General features: G+C 57.0%; 18 protein-coding genes. 8 read left to right on the top strand and 10 right to left on the bottom strand.

Annotation, left to right across the window (positions count from 1 at the left end; translation table 11 throughout):
* Positions 1-98: 98 nt before the first annotated feature.
* The 3 genes from UH5x_RS22320 to UH5x_RS22310 all read left to right on the top strand — a co-directional run bounded on the left by UH5x_RS22320 (position 99) and on the right by UH5x_RS22310 (position 3,005).
* Positions 99-1,145, top strand: coding sequence for a ketopantoate reductase family protein (locus tag UH5x_RS22320; protein WP_047814910.1), 1,047 nt, complete (start codon positions 99-101; stop codon positions 1,143-1,145).
* Entirely contained in the window at positions 1,142-2,428 is a 1,287-nt protein-coding gene (locus UH5x_RS22315) for an ATP-grasp domain-containing protein (RefSeq protein ID WP_047814911.1), read from the top strand. The genes UH5x_RS22320 and UH5x_RS22315 overlap by 4 nt, the downstream gene beginning before the upstream one ends.
* Before the next feature lie 118 nt (positions 2,429-2,546).
* On the top strand, positions 2,547-3,005 hold the full coding sequence (locus tag UH5x_RS22310) for a superoxide dismutase, Ni (RefSeq protein ID WP_236696288.1): 459 nt from the start codon (positions 2,547-2,549) through the stop codon (positions 3,003-3,005).
* A gap of 55 nt (positions 3,006-3,060) precedes the next feature.
* Here UH5x_RS22310 and UH5x_RS22305 read toward each other — a convergent pair whose 3' ends face one another.
* The 10 genes from UH5x_RS22305 to UH5x_RS22260 all read right to left on the bottom strand — a co-directional run bounded on the left by UH5x_RS22305 (position 3,061) and on the right by UH5x_RS22260 (position 12,008).
* Positions 3,061-3,990 (bottom strand): cupin-like domain-containing protein, encoded by a 930-nt coding sequence (locus tag UH5x_RS22305; RefSeq protein WP_047814913.1) that lies wholly within the window; start codon positions 3,988-3,990, stop codon positions 3,061-3,063.
* An 18-nt stretch (positions 3,991-4,008) separates the two neighbouring features.
* Complete coding sequence (locus UH5x_RS22300; protein ID WP_482633727.1) at positions 4,009-5,367, bottom strand: amidohydrolase family protein; 1,359 nt, start codon at positions 5,365-5,367, stop codon at positions 4,009-4,011.
* Positions 5,368-5,498: 131 nt separating this feature from the next.
* Entirely contained in the window at positions 5,499-6,566 is a 1,068-nt protein-coding gene (locus UH5x_RS22295) for a sialidase family protein (RefSeq protein WP_236696289.1), read from the bottom strand.
* 135 nt (positions 6,567-6,701) lie between these two features.
* Entirely contained in the window at positions 6,702-7,334 is a 633-nt protein-coding gene (locus UH5x_RS22290) for a bL17 family ribosomal protein (RefSeq protein WP_047814915.1), read from the bottom strand.
* An 86-nt stretch (positions 7,335-7,420) separates the two neighbouring features.
* A complete protein-coding gene (locus UH5x_RS22285) occupies positions 7,421-8,416 on the bottom strand; it encodes a DNA-directed RNA polymerase subunit alpha (protein ID WP_047814916.1) in 996 nt (331 codons plus the stop codon).
* 60 nt (positions 8,417-8,476) lie between these two features.
* The gene (gene rpsK / locus UH5x_RS22280; protein ID WP_047814917.1) at positions 8,477-8,860 is read right to left on the bottom strand and encodes a 30S ribosomal protein S11; all 384 of its coding nucleotides are present in this window, start codon (positions 8,858-8,860) and stop codon (positions 8,477-8,479) included.
* 66 nt (positions 8,861-8,926) lie between these two features.
* A complete protein-coding gene (gene rpsM, locus UH5x_RS22275) occupies positions 8,927-9,298 on the bottom strand; it encodes a 30S ribosomal protein S13 (RefSeq protein ID WP_007328402.1) in 372 nt (123 codons plus the stop codon).
* A 390-nt stretch (positions 9,299-9,688) separates the two neighbouring features.
* Positions 9,689-10,396 (bottom strand): dihydrofolate reductase, encoded by a 708-nt coding sequence (locus tag UH5x_RS22270; protein ID WP_482633726.1) that lies wholly within the window; start codon positions 10,394-10,396, stop codon positions 9,689-9,691.
* Positions 10,397-10,403: 7 nt separating this feature from the next.
* On the bottom strand, positions 10,404-11,198 hold the full coding sequence (locus UH5x_RS22265) for a thymidylate synthase (RefSeq protein ID WP_047815055.1): 795 nt from the start codon (positions 11,196-11,198) through the stop codon (positions 10,404-10,406).
* Positions 11,199-11,354: 156 nt separating this feature from the next.
* Positions 11,355-12,008 (bottom strand): class I SAM-dependent methyltransferase, encoded by a 654-nt coding sequence (locus UH5x_RS22260; RefSeq protein ID WP_482633725.1) that lies wholly within the window; start codon positions 12,006-12,008, stop codon positions 11,355-11,357.
* Positions 12,009-12,382: 374 nt separating this feature from the next.
* On the opposite strand from UH5x_RS22260, the gene UH5x_RS22255 reads away from it, so the two are divergent.
* From UH5x_RS22255 to UH5x_RS22235, 5 genes are all read left to right on the top strand, one after another.
* Positions 12,383-14,194, top strand: coding sequence for a GumC family protein (locus UH5x_RS22255; RefSeq protein WP_482633724.1), 1,812 nt, complete (start codon positions 12,383-12,385; stop codon positions 14,192-14,194).
* Between the two features lie 104 nt (positions 14,195-14,298).
* On the top strand, positions 14,299-15,543 hold the full coding sequence (locus UH5x_RS22250; protein WP_482633723.1) for a sugar transferase: 1,245 nt from the start codon (positions 14,299-14,301) through the stop codon (positions 15,541-15,543).
* 9 nt (positions 15,544-15,552) lie between these two features.
* Complete coding sequence (locus UH5x_RS22245; protein WP_482633722.1) at positions 15,553-16,914, top strand: glycosyltransferase family 4 protein; 1,362 nt, start codon at positions 15,553-15,555, stop codon at positions 16,912-16,914.
* Entirely contained in the window at positions 16,911-17,891 is a 981-nt protein-coding gene (locus UH5x_RS22240) for a polysaccharide deacetylase family protein (protein ID WP_482633721.1), read from the top strand. The genes UH5x_RS22245 and UH5x_RS22240 overlap by 4 nt, the downstream gene beginning before the upstream one ends.
* 8 nt (positions 17,892-17,899) lie before the next feature.
* On the top strand, positions 17,900-18,721 hold the full coding sequence (locus tag UH5x_RS22235; RefSeq protein WP_482633720.1) for a WecB/TagA/CpsF family glycosyltransferase: 822 nt from the start codon (positions 17,900-17,902) through the stop codon (positions 18,719-18,721).
* The last annotated feature ends 29 nt before the right edge of the window (positions 18,722-18,750 follow it).

The raw sequence follows: 18,750 nt of genomic DNA, 5'->3' as shown, positions 1-18,750 counted from the left end.
GGCGAGCGTCACTTAAAGAGCCAGCGCTGGCCCGTTATCATCACTCATCGAATTTTTTGCGCCGGCCCTTTTCAATCTCTCATGACCGACATCCCGCTATGAAAATCAGTGTTCTTGGGGCCGGCGCGATCGGCACCATGCTCGGAGCTTTGATCCGCGACAACGACCCGTCTTGCCAAGTTGTCTTGCTTGGACGCGGGCCACACATTCAGACCATCCGTGATAGCGGACGCGTCCAACTGCAGGGCCCCTGGCCGACCCGTGACGTCCAAGTCCAAGGCACCGACAACCCAGCCGACATCGCGGACTCGGACCTGGTCCTGGTAACGGTCAAGTCGCAAGCCACCGCCGAAGCCATCGCCACGGTCGCCCCCTACCTCGGTTCAGCCATCGTCGTGTCCGTTCAAAACGGATTCAATGACGAAGCCTTGCTGCAACACGTCGACGAAGACCACTTGGTCATGGGAATCACCGCCACCAATGTGACCGTTCCTGAACCCGGCACCGCCAGCCTGCAGTTCAAAGGCACAATCGTCCTCGGCCCCAATGCCCAAGGCACCAACGCGGCCTCCGCGACCGCCGCGACCAAGACGCTTGAGAAGACTGGCTTTCGCATTTTTGAAGAACGCAATGTCGAAGGTGTGCGGTACAACAAACTGGCGATCAACTCCCCCGGTTACGCGGCCTCGCTCTCGCAGTCCAACTTCATCACCGAAGCCGTCTGCCATCGCGGTTGGCGAACTGCCGTGGGCAAACCACTGGCCGATGAATGCTTGCGAGTTTTCGAGACGGCGGGCATCCAACTTGCCAACATCCCCAAACTTCCCGACATCCGAAAACTGCGAGGCTTCTTCGGAAAGCTCGACTCTCGATTGCTCGGCCCGATCGTTGGCACGGGTGCCAAGCTGATCTTCAATCGCCGACCGATTCAGTTTTCTCTGTACCAGGATCTGCTCAAAGGCAAAGGCACCGAAGTCGACCACACCCTCGGTGAGATCGTTCGCTTGGCTGAGCGGCACGGCACGACGGCCCCCTGCAACCAAATGGTGATCGACCTGGCCCACGAAATCGAGCAACGCGGAGCCGGCAAGTTTTTCACCCGCGAAGAAGTCATCGAACGTTTTCAAACGATTCAATCGCGATGAGCAAATCGCGGCGAATCCTGTTGACGGAAGGATCGAGCACGTCGGCTCGCCAAACACTGCACTGCCTAGGCGGCCGACACACGATCGACGTGATGGATTCAGCGGCACTCAGTCAAGGCCGTTTCAGCACGTTCGTGAGACACTGGCACCGATGCCCGCTTTCTTCCGTCGATCCGATCGCGTACCTGCGACGACTGAAAGAACTGATCGACGCTCACGGTTATGACGTGGTCATCGCCACGCACGAGCAAGCCTACCTGCTCAGTCGCGTGCGAGATCAACTTCAAAACCATGTTGGCGTGGCGTTGCCAACCTTTGAAGCGATCGACCGATTGCAAAACAAAGCCAACTTTGCACGGGTGATGAAAGAACAGGGCCTACCTCAACCCAAGACTCGGATCATTGACGGCACGTCACTCGAAACGCTCCGTGAAGGCTGCCTGGCACAATCCGATTTCCCGTGCTTCCTCAAAACGGCACATGGAACCGCCGGACGAGGCGTGATCGCAATTCACGACCCCACGGAGATGCTTGAATGGGTAAACGAGCAAACGGCCAACAGCGACTCGCTTCCCAACCAAGAAATTGTCCTGCAATCAGCAGCCCCCGGCGAACTGTCGATCCTGCAAGCCATTTTTGATCGCGGTCGCCTCGTTGCCTGGCACGATGCGATGTCACTTCGACGTGGTGTCGGCGGTGCTCCCATTGTTCGGGTCAGCACGCATCGTGAAAATGTCGCTGATGACGTCCGACAACTTGGTCAGTCACTGGACTGGCACGGAGCCCTCTTCGTCGAATATTTCTACGACGAAGCATCCCGTCGTCATCAATTCATCGAGGCCAACCCGCGAATTGGCGAAACCGTCAATGCGATGCTAGCCGGCGTCAACTTGTGCGAAATCCTGGTGAACGTTTCGCTCCAAGAGATCCCGCCGTCGTCGCCGGTCGCCACAGGCGTCGCGGGGGTCAAATCTCACCAATTCCTGACAGCGCTGCTCGACCAAGCCATGCAGACCAACTCGCGAGCGGCGGTGTGGCACGAATGCGTGAACCGACTCCGTCACCGACAGGGCTATCGCGATTCCCAGCCTGAGATGATGCGTCTGAGGCAGGATCCACTCAGCGGCATCCCACCACTCGCCATCGCGTTTGAACTGCTGCTGTCGCCCCAACGCTCACACAAAATGGTTCGCTCGACGGTCGCCAACTATGGGCTGAACGCCGATGCGGTGGCAAACATCGCCAGCCTGCCGGACCAGGAACTCTTGGCAATCTTTGGGTGAGGTGGAGCTTGCGCCGCACCGGCAGAAGAAGTCGGTACAATTGGAAGGCGGTGCAAGTTAACTTGCGCCCACCGGACAGCCTCGCTCTTTCGCTCCAATCCCCGAACTGGACCACAATATGAACCGCCTGTTTGCCTCGACCATCCTGACACTCGTGTTTGCCACCATTGCCTCGGCTCACTGCCAAGTTCCTTGCGGAATCTATGGCGACCAACGTCGCTTTGAAGAAATGTTGGAAGACGAGCACACGATTTCGAAAGCCCAAACCGAAATCAATTCCTTGGCTGGCAAGGCCGATGCCCAATCGGTCAACCAAGCCGTTCGCTGGGTCACCACCAAAGAAGACCACGCCACTCGCATCCAAAACACGATCGCGGCCTACTTCATGGCTCAGCGGATCAAAACGGACGACCCTGCCTATGGCAAGAAACTGATGGCCGCTCACAAGGTGATCGTCAACGCCATGAAAGCCAAGCAGTCCGCAGACCCTGCGACCGCCAAAGCTCTTGAAGAATCGATCTTCGCCTTCTACGAAGCTTACGAAGGCAAGAAACCTGACTTCGATCACGAACATTGATCGACCGAGCGAGCAGCCAAACCTGCTCCGCTCAGCTCAGCATTGAAATTCAACCTCAGGCCGCCTTCTGGGCGGCCTGACTCGTTTGCAGCAGACCGCTGAGAATCTTCTTGCCTTTCATCACCGTCCTGGCTTTTCGAATCAAGGTGGGAATCGCCAAGATCACCATCGGACTGCGGACCACCTCCTTCGCCACGCGACTCAAACCGCGCCCCAAAGAAACCTCTTGCGTCAACGTGTTCAGTGCTGGTTCGCCCGCACCTGCGAAATTATCAAGCATCCATTTGACGCCCGACGGCATCACCCCCCTCGTCTTCTGAAGCAACCACAGGATCTCTGATTCACGCGCTGCAATCTTGGTTGCGGCAGGCTGCTGCTTGGGCATCAGAACCCAGTTCACGTTGACATTGAGTTCGCCAATCGAGTGCACGTGGTGGAACCAATACCGAGGCAAAAACACCATGTCGCCCTCGTTCAAATCAAACTCGTAGACCCGCTTGCCTTTCAAAGAGTTGTCCTCGAACAAACAAGTCTTCGAGAATGGCATGTTGGGAAGTGGCGTTTCTGGGGCGACGATCGTCCAGTGCTTCTTGCCCTTGAGCTGCAAATTAAAAACGTGCAACGAGTGACCGTCATAGTGCCACGGCGTGGTGTGCCCTCCCGAGTTGAACCAAACGCGAACGCAGTTGTCTCGCAAGAAGGCGGTGTCCGGATTCATTGATTCCGTCACGACGGGCGGCGTGGTGCAGGCATCGTCAATGATCTCTTGCCGAACGTCATACCAAAGCAACCGCTCGGTCACGGACGTATCAACCGCAATCTTGTCACACAGAGATCGGCAAACCTCTTCCGCACCACCGTCCGCGTGTGTCACACCGCGAAAAATCACAGGCTGCTCAGTCGCGTAATGATCGCGAAAAAAAGCTTCGACATCAGTGGCGTCCAACGATGGAATCTCGCGAGCGGCCGGAATGGACATGGTCATGATGCGGTCTCGTTGAGATCAATCCGAGGAATGCTGCGCGGCAAATGCTTCCACCCGTTCCCGAACGCCGGGGATCAGCTTGGTGGCGTTCTCATAATACAGCTTCCGGAGCACCTGGGGAGGAAGATCCACCCCATCGATCTGCCACAACCCTTGCGGCGGTGGCTCCTTTTCGCTGTAGGGAAACGCCTCATCATTGGTTTCAAAGAATCGCCAATAGTACTTCAGGCGTTTCTTCGGCCACGGACCGTCCGTCCCAAACAAAATCCGGTCCTGGTATCGGATCAAAAACTCTCGTGCTGCGCGAGGCTGACGCCCAAGCTCGTTGATTCGTGACGCAGGCTCAAGCCACAAATTCGGATACCGCTCCATCCACTCGCTCACCAACGCCAGGTCCTCGGGACTGTTGGCAATGTGAGCTCCAATGAACTGCGTCTTGGGATGCTTTCCAATCATCCGATTGCGAGCTTCGAAAAGCTCTTCGCGAGAAGGGAACTCCTCACCATGAAAACTCCAATCAGGATGCCGCGACAACTCTTCCCAGCGTTCGTTGCGTTCGTCAACCGGATCGAAGAAGGCAGCCGGATCGGCCGTGTGAATGATGATCGGAATCTGAAGCTCACCGCACGCAGCCCAAATTGGATCCCATCGAGGATCATCAATCTTGACCAGCGAGCCATCCGGATTGCGATGGCCCAAACCAAACCGCTTGAACAGCTTCAGTCCCGAAGCCCCTTGCTTGACCGCCTCACGCAATTGCTCGACAGTCCGCTCGGCAAACCCAGGTCGGTGACACGCCCAGGTGGAAGGATCGTCCGTCGCACCGTCGCCCCGCCAATCCACGTTGGCGTACAACACGAAACGATCGCGATGCGTTTTCCACAAGAACTCCTTTTGCTCCTGGAACTGGGAGCCAAGCTTGCCGTCCAGAGACACGCACAAAGCGATGCGATTGCAGTCCATGGCCGCGACAAAATCTTCGAGAGCCTCGCGGTTCATTCGCAATCGATAGAAGAAGTGCGTGTGCACGTCGACCACCGGAAACGCAGCCCGACTCACCTCCGTGACTTTCGTCTTCAACTGCGACTTGGGGTTGTATCGATGCAGTGACAGGTCACGCCCATTCCTACCGTCCAGCTCATTGGATTCCGCTGTCTCGGCCGCCATTTCGGTTGACTCGACGCTTTCTGAATCACCCCCTTCTGCTGCGACCTTCTTTGCCCCGCAACCCGCGGCGCTGTGGGCTGTGGCATCTGCGGCGTGGCCCCGTTGCGATGTCACATCGCGATCACTCGGCGATGCTGCCGTCGTAGGGCAACACCACACCACAGCCATGGTCCAAGCACCCCACACCAACAACGCACGTCGAACAGTCATATCGCTCAAAAACAAAGGGAAGGAAGTTCGTCGCGAATTGTAGCGTTCCACCATCCGCATTCATTGGAAGATTCGATGAAAACGAAAGGGCAACGACGCAACCAAGCTCACGCCAATCCATCACCGAAAGATCAATCCAACTTCACCTGGGCAACATAAATCGCTGTTGTGAAGTCAGTCTCGACTTCCGCATCCAGTGACTCGTGCTGCGAGTAATAGCTCACCCACAGCAGACCGTCGTGATACACCAACCCGGCGTAACTCGTGTCGCCACCGGATGGCAGTGCGAGAAACTCATCCAAGGCACCCGTCTCTGGATCGATCCAGCACAGCGAGGTACGAACCTGCCCGTCGTAGAGACGCACCGCCGCAACCAGTTTGCCATTGGGCAAACGAATCATGTGTGGCCCGCCAATCCGGACTCCCATGTCCTGCCATTTCCAATCGGTGTAAGGCGGCTTGGCAACGCCCCACATCCCTGACTTGCTCCCGGCGTCGCGGCGCAACAAGCAGTGCGCCGTGTCATCTTCCGAAAACAGGATCGAAGATTCATTTGGATAGCCGTCAATCATCAAGTTGTCGACCAACACGTCGTACTGACGCCCGTCCTCACTCTCGTACAAACGGACGAACCGATCCTCCGGAGCGGCAGTCCGATAGCCAATGCTGTACCCCTTGCCGGCATGCGACCAAGACGTTCGCCACAACCAATCGCTGATCTTGCCAATGGCAACTGGCTCACTCCAGGTCACGCCATCATCCGAAAACCAATTGTAAGACTGATGACTTCCATGACTCGCGTCGTGCAACGCCCCAGCCCCGCTCAACAGCAACTTTCCATCAGGTGTCACGGACAATTTTGCGTCGCGAAGATCGGCGGTGTCGCTTTCAATCAACGCAACAGATTCCCACTTCAATCCATCTTCACTCCGCAGCACCCGCAACGCACCATCGTCAGAGACGTGCCGCGTGCCCTCACGAAATACGCAGAACCAATGTCCCTGAAAACGAGCCAGGTCCGTGAACGCGTTGTGATGCGCCTCATCCCAGATGCGATCCACTCGCACCAACTCAGCCGCCTCACCCACGGAAGGCAGTTGAAATGCAGCCAGAAAGAACAGCATCCACGATCCCAACCCGACCGACACTCGCTTCACTGCATCCATCTTCCGACCACCAATGACTGAACTGAGAAACAAGAGGGCACACTCGCTCAGAACGAGCACACCATCCCGGAGAGAATAGTTCCTGACGCACTCGCCCCCAAGTGAACGCGCATAAAAAAAGCAGCCCAAATTGGACTGCTTTCTTTTTCAATGATTTGCGAACGCGGTTCAGCTAGCCGAAGCGGTTTCTTCTTCGGACTTCGCTTCGGCTTCAGGAGCCGAGGTGTTCTCAGGGGCGTCTTGCTCAAAAGCAGGACGTTGAGCTGAACGGGTGACCCGGTCGTTCTTGCCGACCAGTTCCAGAATCGCACGTGTTCCGCCGTCACCCAAACGAGGTGTGGCCAAACGCATGATCCGAGTGTAACCACCGGGACGATCGACGAAACGCTCTGCAATGGTGTCGAACAAAACCGAAACGGCTTCGCGATCACCGATCAATTGCAAAACGCGACGCTGAGCGTTGACATAAGGAGCACGAGCGTCGGCCCACTTGGTCCACTGCTCGCTCTTACGCCATTTCTTGTATTCATCGGAACCACGCTCGGCGGTCGTTTCGTACTTCTTGGCTTCTTCGAGAGCTGCCATCGAACGCTTTGCGAGCGTGATGCATTTCTCAACCAAAGGACGAACTTCCTTGGCCTTTTCCAAAGTCGTGATGATACGACCTGGGACCTTGGGAGCATTTTCATCCAAGCTGGCGTCACGTTCGGTCAAGAACAGGGCGCTAGACAGGTTCCGCAACAATGCTTTGCGGTGAGCTGGAGAGCGGCCGAGAACGCGGCCTTTGCGGCGGTGACGCATGACGCGAGTCCGTCAAATTGAATGGGAGTGAAATGAAAGGTGATTGAAGTCGTTGGGAGTGCACCGCAGACGCGATGCGTCTCCACTTAAAACAGAGGCTGATTCGGCACACGCATGCCGAGGTGCAACCCATACTGCGAAAGCTTTTCACGAACTTCGTTGAGAGTTGTGTCGCCAAAATTGCGAACTTCCAACAATGAATCTTCGGTTCGCTGCACAAGGTCGCGAACAGTCATGATGTTTTCGCTTTCCAAGCAGTTGTTGGCACGCACCGACAATCGCAGGTCGGCGAGAGTCATGTTCAACTTCGCTTCCAGCTGAGCTTCGGGCGAACCAGCTCCACCGCGAGCGGCGGAGAAAATGCTTGGTCCCAATTCGCGGTATTGCACGAATGGGTTGAGGTGTTTGCGAAGGATCTTGGCGGCTTCGGTCAACGCCATCTCTGGGTTGATCGTTCCGTCAGTCCAAATTTCGAGGATCAAACGATCGTAGTTGGTCTTTTGACCGACACGAGTCGCTTCCACTTCGTAACGAACACGAACGATAGGACTGAAGACCGCGTCGATCGGAATGATTCCAATCTCGTGATCCACACTGCTGTGTTCCGTGCTGGGCACATAACCGCGACCGGTTTCAACAACCATTTCCATCATGAATGGAACGTCGTCGGTCAACGTGCAGATGACGTGGTCTTTATTGATGACTTCAACGTCCGCATCCGTCTGAACATCAGCACCAGTGACAACACCAGCGGTGTTGCGTTCCACGGTGATCACTCGAGTTGAGTCGGTGTTGCTGCTGACGATCAACGACTTGACGTTCAAAACGATGTCGGTGACATCTTCAAGAACACCTGGAATCGAGGTGAACTCGTGTTGAGCACCACGGATTTTGATTTGGGTGACGGCACTGCCCACCAAACTGCTCAGCAGCACGCGACGCATGCTGTTACCGATGCTGGCACCAAAACCACGCTCAAATGGCTCGGCAGAAAACTTGCCGTAGGTTTGGGTCAGCGAGTCACGATCGACTTCGAGCGAACTGGGCAGTTCCATTCCGCGCCAGCGGATGTGCATGGTCATGTTGGGCCTTTGATGGATGCGGGATGGGGTTGATCAGAAACGAAGCGGCGTCAGCGGGAATTAGACGCGGCGTTTCTTGCGAGGACGGCAACCGTTGTGCGGGATGGGGGTCACTTCCTCGATCAATTTCACGTTCAAACCAGCGGCTTGCAGTGCCGTGATGGCACTTTCGCGACCAGACCCTGGCCCTTTGACGCGAACTTCGACGTCACGCATGCCAAACTTGGTTGCTTTTTCAGCAGCCTGTTGAGCAGCACACTGACCGGCAAAAGGAGTGCTTTTGCGACTGCCCTTGAAACCGCTGGTTCCGGCACTGGCCCAGCACAACGTGTCACCCTTGGAGTCCGTGATGGTCACCGTGGTGTTGTTGAATGTCGCGTGAACGTGAGCAACACCGTTGCTTACATTTCTGCGGATGCGTTTTTTCTTGTTGGTCTTTGCCACCGAAACTTCTCAAACAGATCAATGAATGGGGAAAGGAAGGAAAATGGAATCAAGACAAACCTGCGACTAGCGCAGATCCTTGACGCCCTTCTTACCAGCGACCGTCTTACGAGGCCCTTTGCGGGTCCGAGCATTGGTCTTGGTGCGTTGCCCACGAACAGGCAAGCTGACACGGTGCCGGATGCCGCGGTAGGATTTGATCTCCCGCATGCGGCTAATGTTTTGAGTCACTTGACGACGCAGCGGACCCTCGACGAGATAATCTCGTTCGAGAAGGGCTGCGATGCGACCTACATCTTCATCGCTGATGTCGCTGGCGGGTGAAGTTGGGTCAATGCCCAATTTTTCACACACCTCACGAGCCCGGTACAGCCCAAGGCCGTACAGGTACGTCAGCGAATATTGAATCTGTTTGTCGTTGGGGATGTCGACGCCCATCAGACGGGGCATGGCGATACTCCGAGAGCAGCTGCGAAGGAGGTTAATTTTGTGCGTTGTTACGCTTCAGAAGCGCTGGATGGCGATGAAACGCAAGTGCGTCTTCGCCAGCGGATCGCGGACTATAGCAGTCGGCCCCCTTTTTGCTCAAGTGGAAGCGACAAAAGCAATCCGGATTTTTTTTCGGGGAAGTCGTCAGCTTGGCACATCCCCACATCAACGTTTGCCCGAAACCTCCAGCAGAGCCCCGAAACCACGTTGAATTGGATGCATCGGCGGGCACCCCACCCGCACTGAAATCTCATCCGAGTTTTCTTGAGAACCCTCCAGAATTGTGCCCCAAAGCCATCTGATTGATTCGCTGAGAGCCCATTCCGACCGTTTTGAGGGCTACTCAGCGGTGTTCGACTCGGAAAACTTGGGGCTCGGAATTCGACGACGCATCCGCAACCAGTCGGTTGGGTAGTCGTCTTTCGCGGTCACCGGGAATGATGCCTGAGACACCACCTCAAACTCGTCCAACGGCAATTCGATCCGCGTGTCGCCGGAAATGTTGGCCCAGACCCTGGTCCACCACAAATCAGTGCACCACGGGAACCACTGCTGGTAAATCTGCCCCCCACCAACCACAAAAATCCGCCGCTGAGCTGCGAGCGCTATCGCGTCCCGCTTGCCCGATGCAGTCTGGGTGCCAGGGAACTTCCAATCATCCTGACGAGTGAGAACGATGGTTTGCCGCCCCGGCAGAACCCGACCGATCGACTCAAATGTCTTTCGGCCCATGATCAACGCTCCCCCCATGGTGGTCTGCTTGAACCTCTTCAAATCGGAGGACAATCGCCACGGCATGTCTTGCTCATCCCCAATCACGCCATCCGGGGTCGCTGCAACGACGGCAGTGATACGGCGGCCCATACCGCCATCGGCGGGGCCACTTTCAGTGGGCAACGTGTCGGGAGTGACCTGCGAACGGGTGGGCTCGGCTGACGCGCCCCCAGAATGCCCCGTTTCGTTGGCCTGGCTCGCTGAATCGGGCCCCAGTGACTGTGCGGATGAATCCGACGGCCTGGGATCAGGGTGGGAACTGACTTCACGCATACCGCTGTTAAACTGCCACCGGAGCCTTGATGTGGGGATGCGGGTCGTAGTTCTCCAATTCGAAATCATCAAACTGGAATTCCGTGATCGTCGCCACATCACGCTTGATGTGGAACGCCGGCAATGACCGAGGCGTCCGGCTGAGCTGCTCACGAGCTTGGTCGAAATGGTTGCTGTACAGGTGCACGTCCCCCAGTGTGTGGACGAATTCACCCGGCTTCAAACCAGTCACCTGCGCCATCATCGAAGTCAACATCGCGTAGCTAGCGATATTGAACGGCACGCCCAGAAACAAATCCGCACTCCGTTGATACAACTGGCACGACAACCGACCACCAGATACATAGAACTGAAACAACAAGTGACAGGGCGGCAAAGCCATCTTGGGCACATCGGCCACATTCCAAGCGGAAACCACCAACCGACGAGACTGCGGATTCGTGCGAATTTCGTTCTCGACCCAACCGATCTGGTCGACCGTTTGACCGTCAGCTCCCTCCCAACTTCGCCACTGGTGTCCGTACACGGGGCCGAGGTCGCCAGACTCGTCGGCCCATTCGTCCCAGATGGAGACTTTGTTTTCCTTCAGATAACCGATGTTGGTATCGCCACGCAGGAACCACAACAATTCATGCAAAATCGAACGAATGTGCAGTTTCTTGGTCGTCAGCAAGGGAAAACCGTCTGCCAAGTCAAACCGCATTTGACGCCCGAACAAACTGCGGGTGCCAACTCCGGTTCGGTCATCTCGATCGATCCCGCGGTGCAGGACTTCGTCGAGGAGTTGCAAATAGCCTTGCATGAGCGTCTCGTGCGATTTGGAACTGCCGGCGAATCTCTTTCGCCCAATCTTGAATGGTAACAGCCAAGGCGTTTCGGGAGCATCCGCCCTGCCCAACAAAATCAGCTCGAACGACTCAGCTGTTTCTTCCAATCCGGGCGACTCGGCGGGCAAGTCTCAAACCGGCATCGTCCAGTCCAACGTCCAGTGTCGGTCGCTTGTCATCTGCACGGCTTCCTCTGGTATCCCCACGCTGGCCACCATCGCCCGAGATTCCTGCAAAGTCAGCCCCGCCCACAACGATTGCCGCAGCAATTGAACTGGAGCGTATTCCGGTGGAACGTCGACGCTCGCATCCGATCCCGCATGCAACTCGACCAAACGTTCAATCTCAGCTTCGTTTTCGGGGCGAAACAGATCCCGAATGAACAGACGTCCGCCCGGCATCAAGGCTCGCACCGCGACCTGAATCGCGGTGATCGGGTTGGGCAAATGATGCAGCACCGTGTTGCTGATGATGGTTTGAGCCAGGTCCTCTTGCAGGCTTTCGGGATCCGTCAGATCAATCTGTTGCAAGAACACCAAGTCCTGCATGCCAGCCAACTCAACCTCAAACTGTGCCAACTCCAGCATGTCCACGCTGAAGTCAACTGCCATGATCTCCAATCGGCCTTCCGCGAAAGGTCGCTCGGACTGACCCTCCACCTCCTCGGACTGGCGATACCGCTCACTCAAGATCAGGGGGATCCCAGCGGGGCCACAGCCCAGATCGATGACCCGCGGGCCAACACACCCCCCTGAGAGAAGATCCTCGACAAAAGCAGTGTTCACCTGTCGATGATCCATCGCTTGGTAGGCGGCCGCATCCAGGGCAGGATCGTCCGGTAAAGGCTCCGGTACACGTGAGAACATGCGTTCAGGACACTTTCGAGTAAAAACGACTTGAAAAAACCGAAATGCACTTGGGTGAGAATAAACGCCCAACCCACTGGAATGGTGGTTTCCACCCAGACATTACTGGATTCTGAGCAAATTCACCCCCGCATTTTTTGAGCGGGCAACTACAACTTGAACAAGATGCCTGACCAAGGCAATGGATTGCGCGTGCTGAAGGGAATCGGGGCTTCGCGCTGGTTGTGGGCATTTTGACTACAGGGCCGATTGTAACGATTGCCCCTTTGCCCCCGAAGTGCTTGGAGCTGCCCGTGAGCCGATCTCAACCAGAATCCACCTCGTCCAATTCAGCAAGCCGCCTGAACAAACGTTCGTCTCAGTTCTCCGCAGGTTCCTGGTCGCCCTCCGCACCCACCGAATCATGGGCCATGGTGACTCCCAGTGAAGTCCTGCAGTCCTTCCGTCGCCGATTGCCGTCGATCATCGTCACCACGCTTTTGGTGACCCTGGCCGTCGTGGCTGTCCTGATTGTTTGGCCGAATCAGTATCGAAGCGAAGGCTTGATGTATGTTCGCCTCGGACGCGGTGCACTGGCCGTGGATCCGACCACCAAAACCACTCAATCGGTTTCGATGCAAGAAAGCCGCACGGCGGAAGTCGTCAGCATCGGCGAGATGATCGGCAGTCGGGAAATCGCGGAACGCGCGGTGAAACGAATTGGCGTTGAGAAAATCAACCAACCGCGCACCTGGATCGACCGCGGCCTGAACGACGTTGAAGCGTTCTTGAAATCGGACCATCAGCTGACCTCCTGGTTGCCAAAGTCCGAAGGCAAAACCGTCGGCGAACTGACCCCCGAAGAATACCAAGCTCAATTGGAGCGTGAAAACGCGATCAAGAAGGTCTCCCAAGCGATCAACGTCCAAATCGCGAAGAACGGCTACACCGTCGCGGTGGCCGGCAAAGGCGACGATCCCTTGCTGGTCCAATCCGTCGTCCAAGCCGTGATGGATGAATACGGCCGCTACCACGTCGAAGCTCACAGCGTGGACGGATCGGAGTCCTTCTTCGAGAAACGAGCCAAGCAAAGTCGCGAGACAGCCTTGACGACACGCCGAGCCTTGCAAGAAACACGCAATGAAATGGGCTGGCTCAGCGCCGCCTCCGCGGAAGAAACACTGCGTGAACGAATCATCGACCTGGAGATGAAGCTGAACACCGCGGACAGCGAACTCGCCGAAGCGATCAGCCAAGCCGAAGAACTGCGTCGCCAACTGGACGGGACCAAAGAATGGGTCCCCGTCGAAGTCACTCTGGGCATCGCCAACGTAGCGGGCGACCAAATGCGAAGCCAACTGTACGACGTGCAGATCCAGGACGGCGAGGAACTCTCCCGCGTCAGCCCCAACCACCCCCGCTACAAATTGCTGCAAGAAAAAATGCAGCAGAGCGCACAGCTCGCCAACGCGGAACGCGAAGATCGCGAAGAACGCCGCGAAGCAATCAACCCGGTCTACCAGGAACTCGAAACCCAGTTCCAAACCATTCGCGCCAAAGCCGTCGGACTGAAGAGCCGCCGTGATGCCGTGAACGAACGCCTGGCCGCCACTCAGCTGGACCTGCGACGCCTGAACGACGACTCCACCCGCTTGGCCGAACTGACCTGGGAAGCGGAATTGGCAGAGGACACCTATCGCGAACACGCACGGTCACTGGAAGAAGCCCGTGTCAATTCAGAACTGGACGAATTGCAGATGTCCGATGTCAGCGTGATTCAAGACGCGACATTGAACCTCAAGAAGTCCGGTCCGATGCGTGGCTTGCTGTCCGTTGTCGGCCTTCTGCTCGGCCTGAGCCTTGGATTGCTCCAAGCGATCCTGCGAGATTCGCCCGTTTCTTCGACCGGCGGTTCTCGCTCTGAGTTTTCGCGTAACAAGGCGGACAAAGTTCGGCGCCGCCCCAACTCCAACGACGCAGCCACGGCTGACACGGACATGGACGATGTGATGCACGAACAGGACACCATTGAAGTCAGTAAGCCGGTGACTGCCGGCCTGCCCAATGGCGACACCGTTGCCATGAACGAAACGACGGGAACGTTCAACGCTCCCGTGCCGCGCTGATCCCAGTGGAATTTGACGCGGGCAAAAACAGACCCCGCCTCGACCACGATGGATGAAGCAGACCGGCTCGAGTGGGCACAGACACGCACCTAGGAACAACAAACTTGTTTTCATTTTTAAAGAAAGAACGGCGTGAGCGCCTGCTGCGTTGGAAGGACGAGGCTTCCCTCGGCCGCCGACGCGTGCTGCTGCTGTCGTCGCGACAGTTCGATCGCGAACTGAACCGCGAACGCTTGCGAGCGACCCGGCGGTCCATTCCTTTCTGTCTCTTGACAGTTGAACTGCTGACCAAAGCAGGCTCGACACGTCGCAACACGAACAAACAAAACCGCCAACTGGTGGACCTGCTGCTCCGCAATCTTCGCGTGACAGATGAAAAAGGAATCCTGGCAACCTTCCGATATGGCGTCCTCCTGGTCGACACACCCGAAATGGGCGGTCGCGCGGTCCTGGACCGACTGTCACGCTTGACCTCCGCGGCGGGCTTGGAAGTGCGATTGCACCTGCAAGTCCACGACCCGAATGGCTTCAGCGAAGACAACGATCTCGACGGTGACGCCTCCGGCGATCGGCGCACCGGCGAACGCCGCAAAGACGATCCTGCCGACAAACAAGAGAACTGGGTGCGTCTGGCAGAATCCTCGCCGGATCCCTCCGCATCGACGGCCCCCCAAACGCTCTCGCACAGCGGCGTTCAATCGTCGATTGATGACCTCTCACTCGTCGGCACTCCCCAACAATCCAACCACGCTGGTTTGTGGCTCAAACGCGGCATCGATCTTGCCGGCGCAAGCGTTGGGTTGATCCTGGCAGGTCCCGCGATTCTGGCCGCCGTGGCTGTGATCAAGTGGACCGACGGCGGACCAGCCTTTTTTCGCCAAACCCGCGAAGGCCAAAACGGTCGCCCTTTCACCATCCTGAAACTTCGCACGATGATCGTCGATGCGGAGAAATTCCAAGCGGAATTGCGTGCCGAAAGCCATCGCGACGGGCCCGCTTTCAAGATTTCTCGTGACCCGCGCGTGACCAAAGTTGGCCATTTTTTACGGGCGACTTGTTTGGACGAACTCCCACAACTGATTAATGTATTGAAAGGTGACATGTCTCTGGTGGGTCCTCGACCACTCCCCTGGCATGAGAGCCGAGCCTGCGAACGTTGGCACCGTCGACGCCTCGACGTTCGCCCCGGGCTGACTTGCACGTGGCAGGTCAACAAGGGAAAAGCCGTGACGTTCGATGATTGGATGCGGATGGATCTTCGTTACATCGACCAATTGGGTTTGTTTCAAGATCTTCGACTCATCGCTCAAACTGTCGTTGTGCCCGTGACGGGGCGTGGCGGCGAATAGACTCTCAACATGTCTGCCGTTTTGCCCGCGAAACCTGAATCCGACGACTCAACGCACACCTGCCCGCCGATCGGTTTCTTTGGAGACGATTCGCTGGAACGGGGATTTTCTGCTGACGCCAAATCACTCAGCCAACCGCTCGCGGCCGACTCGGTCTTGGACACCAAAGCCGTCTTTCTGACGCACTACATCCCGCTGTATCAAGTCCGGGTGCTGCAAGAGATCACCAAGCGAATTCGCGATTTTCAGATCCTGCTCAGCACGCCGATCGAGCCCAATCGCAATTTCGAATTGGACTGGTCAGGACTGAACGTCCAAGTCCAAAAAACCGTCACGCTGCGCAGGCGATGGCGACATGCCAAGGCAGGATTTGACGACCCGCTGTTCGTGCACATCCCCTATGACACCTTGGCTCAACTGAAACGCCTTCGCCCCGAGGTGGTCATCTCGCATGAACTGGGGGCTCGGTCATTGGCGGCGGCTCGCTATTGCCGACGCTCAGGAGCCCGTCTGGTCCTCGCGACCTTCATGAGTGAACACACCGAACAAGGTCGCGGACGACTTCGCACCTGGGCGCGCCGGCGACTGATCCGGGCAGCCGATGCCATCACCTACAACGGCCCCTCCTGCCGCGAGGTGTTGCTGTCCTTGGGTGCCAAGGAAGAACAGTTGTTTCACCTGCCCTACGCGGCAGACGACCGAACCATCGCCAACGATGCCGAACGTCCACCGGAACCCCAGGTTCGCAGGCGTCTGCTCTGCATCGGGCAGCTCTCACAACGCAAAGGGGTCCTGCCCTTGGTTCGTCAAGCCAGCGATTTTTGCGCCGCCAACAATGAGTCCTTGGAAATCACCTTTGTGGGCGACGGCCCCTGTCGTGGCGAACTCGAAACCTTGGCAGCGGGGAATTGCACTCACGACAACGCTGCCATTGATTCCCGCCTGACCCTCCATGTGCTGGGCAACCAGCCCGCTGCCGAGCTTCCGCAACGGATGCATGACCACGGGGCCATCATCGCGCCGACCTTGGCTGACGAATGGTTGCTGGTCACCAACGAAGGGATGCACGCAGGGCTGCCGATCATCGGCAGCATCTACGCACAATCCGTCACCACACTGGTCCAAAACGGACGCAATGGCTGGCAATACGATCCACTGGCCACCGCACCGTCATCATCGACGCTGGATCTTTCCGGCGCACTGACTGCTTACCTCAACTGCGACGACGCGACCATCGCTGAGATGCGAAAGAACGCCCAGCAAGACATCCAGGGTTACACCCCGGAACGATCTGCGATGGGTGCCATCCACGCGATCCAATCAGCCATGCATCACCTCCCTCCGCATTCGACGGGGAATGCTGCACGATGACCCAAGCGTTGATCGGCAGCCTGTCGATGGATCTGGACAACAAATGGGCCTACCTCCGCGCTGCCGGGCGAGAGGACTGGGAGTCCACGTCGAGCTACCTTCCCATGGCCACGCAACGCATCGTTGAGATGCTCGGCGAGCTGAACCTGCCTCTGACCGTGTTCTTGGTTGGACGAGATCTGAACGTCGATTCCGACGCCCAGGCCATCCAAACATTCGACCAACTTTCCAGCTGGGAAGCCGCGAATCATTCGCTCAATCATTTGCCGTGGATGCACACGATGAGCGAACCCGAAATCGAATCCGAGGTCATGACGACGCACGATCGAATCATCTCGACCATCGGCACCCGCCCGGTTGGTTTTCGAGGGCCAGGGTTCAGTTGCCCCAAGGAAGTGCTGCGAGTGCTGATCCGAAATCAGTACACCTACGATGCATCGATCTTTCCAACATCCGTGGCGCCGATCGCACGAGCTGTCTTTTTGGCTCGCACCAATCTGAAAGGCGAACAACGCGAAAAAGCGAAGAAGCTTTACGGTGGGTTCGATTCCATGCGACACCCCAATCGCCCCTTTGTACGGCAGGAAGAGGTGGACGGCGTCGTTCGTCCACTGCAAGAGATCCCGGTCACCACGCTGCCCTTCCTGCGTGCTCCCATTCACTTCAGCTACGTCACTTTTTTGGCCAGTTTCAGCGTGATGGCGGCGAAAATGTATTTCACATCCTCGTTGCGGTTGTGTCGCCTGACCGGCACCTCGCCGTCACTGCTTCTGCACCCGCCGGACTTTCTCGGGTGCGAAGACGATTCCGACATGGCTTACTTTCCCGGCATGAAAATGAAACGCGAAAAAAAGCTTTCATTCATGCGCTGGGCTCTCAACAAATTCGCTCGTGACTTTGATGTGCGAACCATGCTGGAACAAACCCAAACACTCGCGACCACGCACGCTCCCGTGCCTCAACCTGCAACCACTTGATCAAAACCATGTTGGACTACGGACAACACAACGTGTTGGGCATTGGCGTCAATGCGATCGACTACGAATCCGCGGTGGATCGCATCCTCACCGCCGCGAAGAACCATGCCCCGATGGCGGTCACCGCCTTGGCCGTTCACGGCGTGATGACTGGTGTGCTCGACCGGGAACATCACTATCGACTCAACCAATTCGACCTGGTCTGCCCGGATGGGCAACCGGTGCGGTGGGCACTGAATCGATTGCACCAAAGATCCTTTGACGGACCTGCCTTGTCCGATCGTGTTTACGGCCCGGAACTGACGCTTCGGCTGTGCGCCCAGGCTGCCAAGGAAGACGTGCCGATCTTTTTGTTTGGTGCCACTGAAGACATGCTCCAGCAGTTCGCCGATCGTTTGTGCGAACGGTTCGAAGGCCTCCGCATCGTCGGCAAACGTGCCTCCGCGTTTCGACAAATCACCGCGGAAGAACGAGACGAACTGGCCGCAGAAATCCGGGCCAGCGGCGCTCAGATGTGTTTCGTAGGACTGGGTTGCCCCCGCCAGGAAATCTTCGCCTACGAAATGAAAGAACACCTCTCGATGCCTCTGATCGCGGTCGGCGCCGCCTTCGCCTTCCATGCCGGAATGCTGGAACAGGCACCGGCTTGGATGCAAAAGAACGGGCTGGAATGGTTCTTTCGCCTGACGCGAGAACCGGGCCGTCTGTGGCGGCGTTACCTGTACTTGAACCCCGCCTACGTTTCCTTGCTCACGCTTCAGAAGCTGGGCATCTACCGTCGCAAACGTGACGGCGGACAGTCACCGAGCAAAGAACTGATGTTTGGCTGATCCATCAATTCATTGCAGAGTCGACAGGC

It is taken from the genome of Rhodopirellula sp. UH5 (assembly GCF_056839225.1).
The sequence above is the reverse complement of the archived record's forward strand: the minus strand, read 5'-3'. Positions and strand labels throughout refer to the sequence as shown.

What these genes read in the sequence shown, in the direction of transcription:
- UH5x_RS22320 (WP_047814910.1), top strand. Translation starts at nt 99, where the DNA reads ATGAAAATCAGTGTTCTTGGGGCCGGCGCGATCGGCACCATGCTCGGA.
- UH5x_RS22315 (WP_047814911.1), top strand. Translation starts at nt 1,142, where the DNA reads ATGAGCAAATCGCGGCGAATCCTGTTGACGGAAGGATCGAGCACGTCG.
- UH5x_RS22310 (WP_236696288.1), top strand. Translation starts at nt 2,547, where the DNA reads ATGAACCGCCTGTTTGCCTCGACCATCCTGACACTCGTGTTTGCCACC.
- UH5x_RS22305 (WP_047814913.1), bottom strand. Translation starts at nt 3,990, where the DNA reads ATGACCATGTCCATTCCGGCCGCTCGCGAGATTCCATCGTTGGACGCC.
- UH5x_RS22300 (WP_482633727.1), bottom strand. Translation starts at nt 5,367, where the DNA reads ATGACTGTTCGACGTGCGTTGTTGGTGTGGGGTGCTTGGACCATGGCT.
- UH5x_RS22290 (WP_047814915.1), bottom strand. Translation starts at nt 7,334, where the DNA reads ATGCGTCACCGCCGCAAAGGCCGCGTTCTCGGCCGCTCTCCAGCTCAC.
- UH5x_RS22285 (WP_047814916.1), bottom strand. Translation starts at nt 8,416, where the DNA reads ATGACCATGCACATCCGCTGGCGCGGAATGGAACTGCCCAGTTCGCTC.
- rpsM (WP_007328402.1), bottom strand. Translation starts at nt 9,298, where the DNA reads ATGGGCGTCGACATCCCCAACGACAAACAGATTCAATATTCGCTGACG.
- UH5x_RS22270 (WP_482633726.1), bottom strand. Translation starts at nt 10,396, where the DNA reads ATGCGTGAAGTCAGTTCCCACCCTGATCCCAGGCCGTCGGATTCATCC.
- UH5x_RS22265 (WP_047815055.1), bottom strand. Translation starts at nt 11,198, where the DNA reads ATGCAAGGCTATTTGCAACTCCTCGACGAAGTCCTGCACCGCGGGATC.
- UH5x_RS22245 (WP_482633722.1), top strand. Translation starts at nt 15,553, where the DNA reads ATGTCTGCCGTTTTGCCCGCGAAACCTGAATCCGACGACTCAACGCAC.
- UH5x_RS22240 (WP_482633721.1), top strand. Translation starts at nt 16,911, where the DNA reads ATGACCCAAGCGTTGATCGGCAGCCTGTCGATGGATCTGGACAACAAA.
- UH5x_RS22235 (WP_482633720.1), top strand. Translation starts at nt 17,900, where the DNA reads ATGTTGGACTACGGACAACACAACGTGTTGGGCATTGGCGTCAATGCG.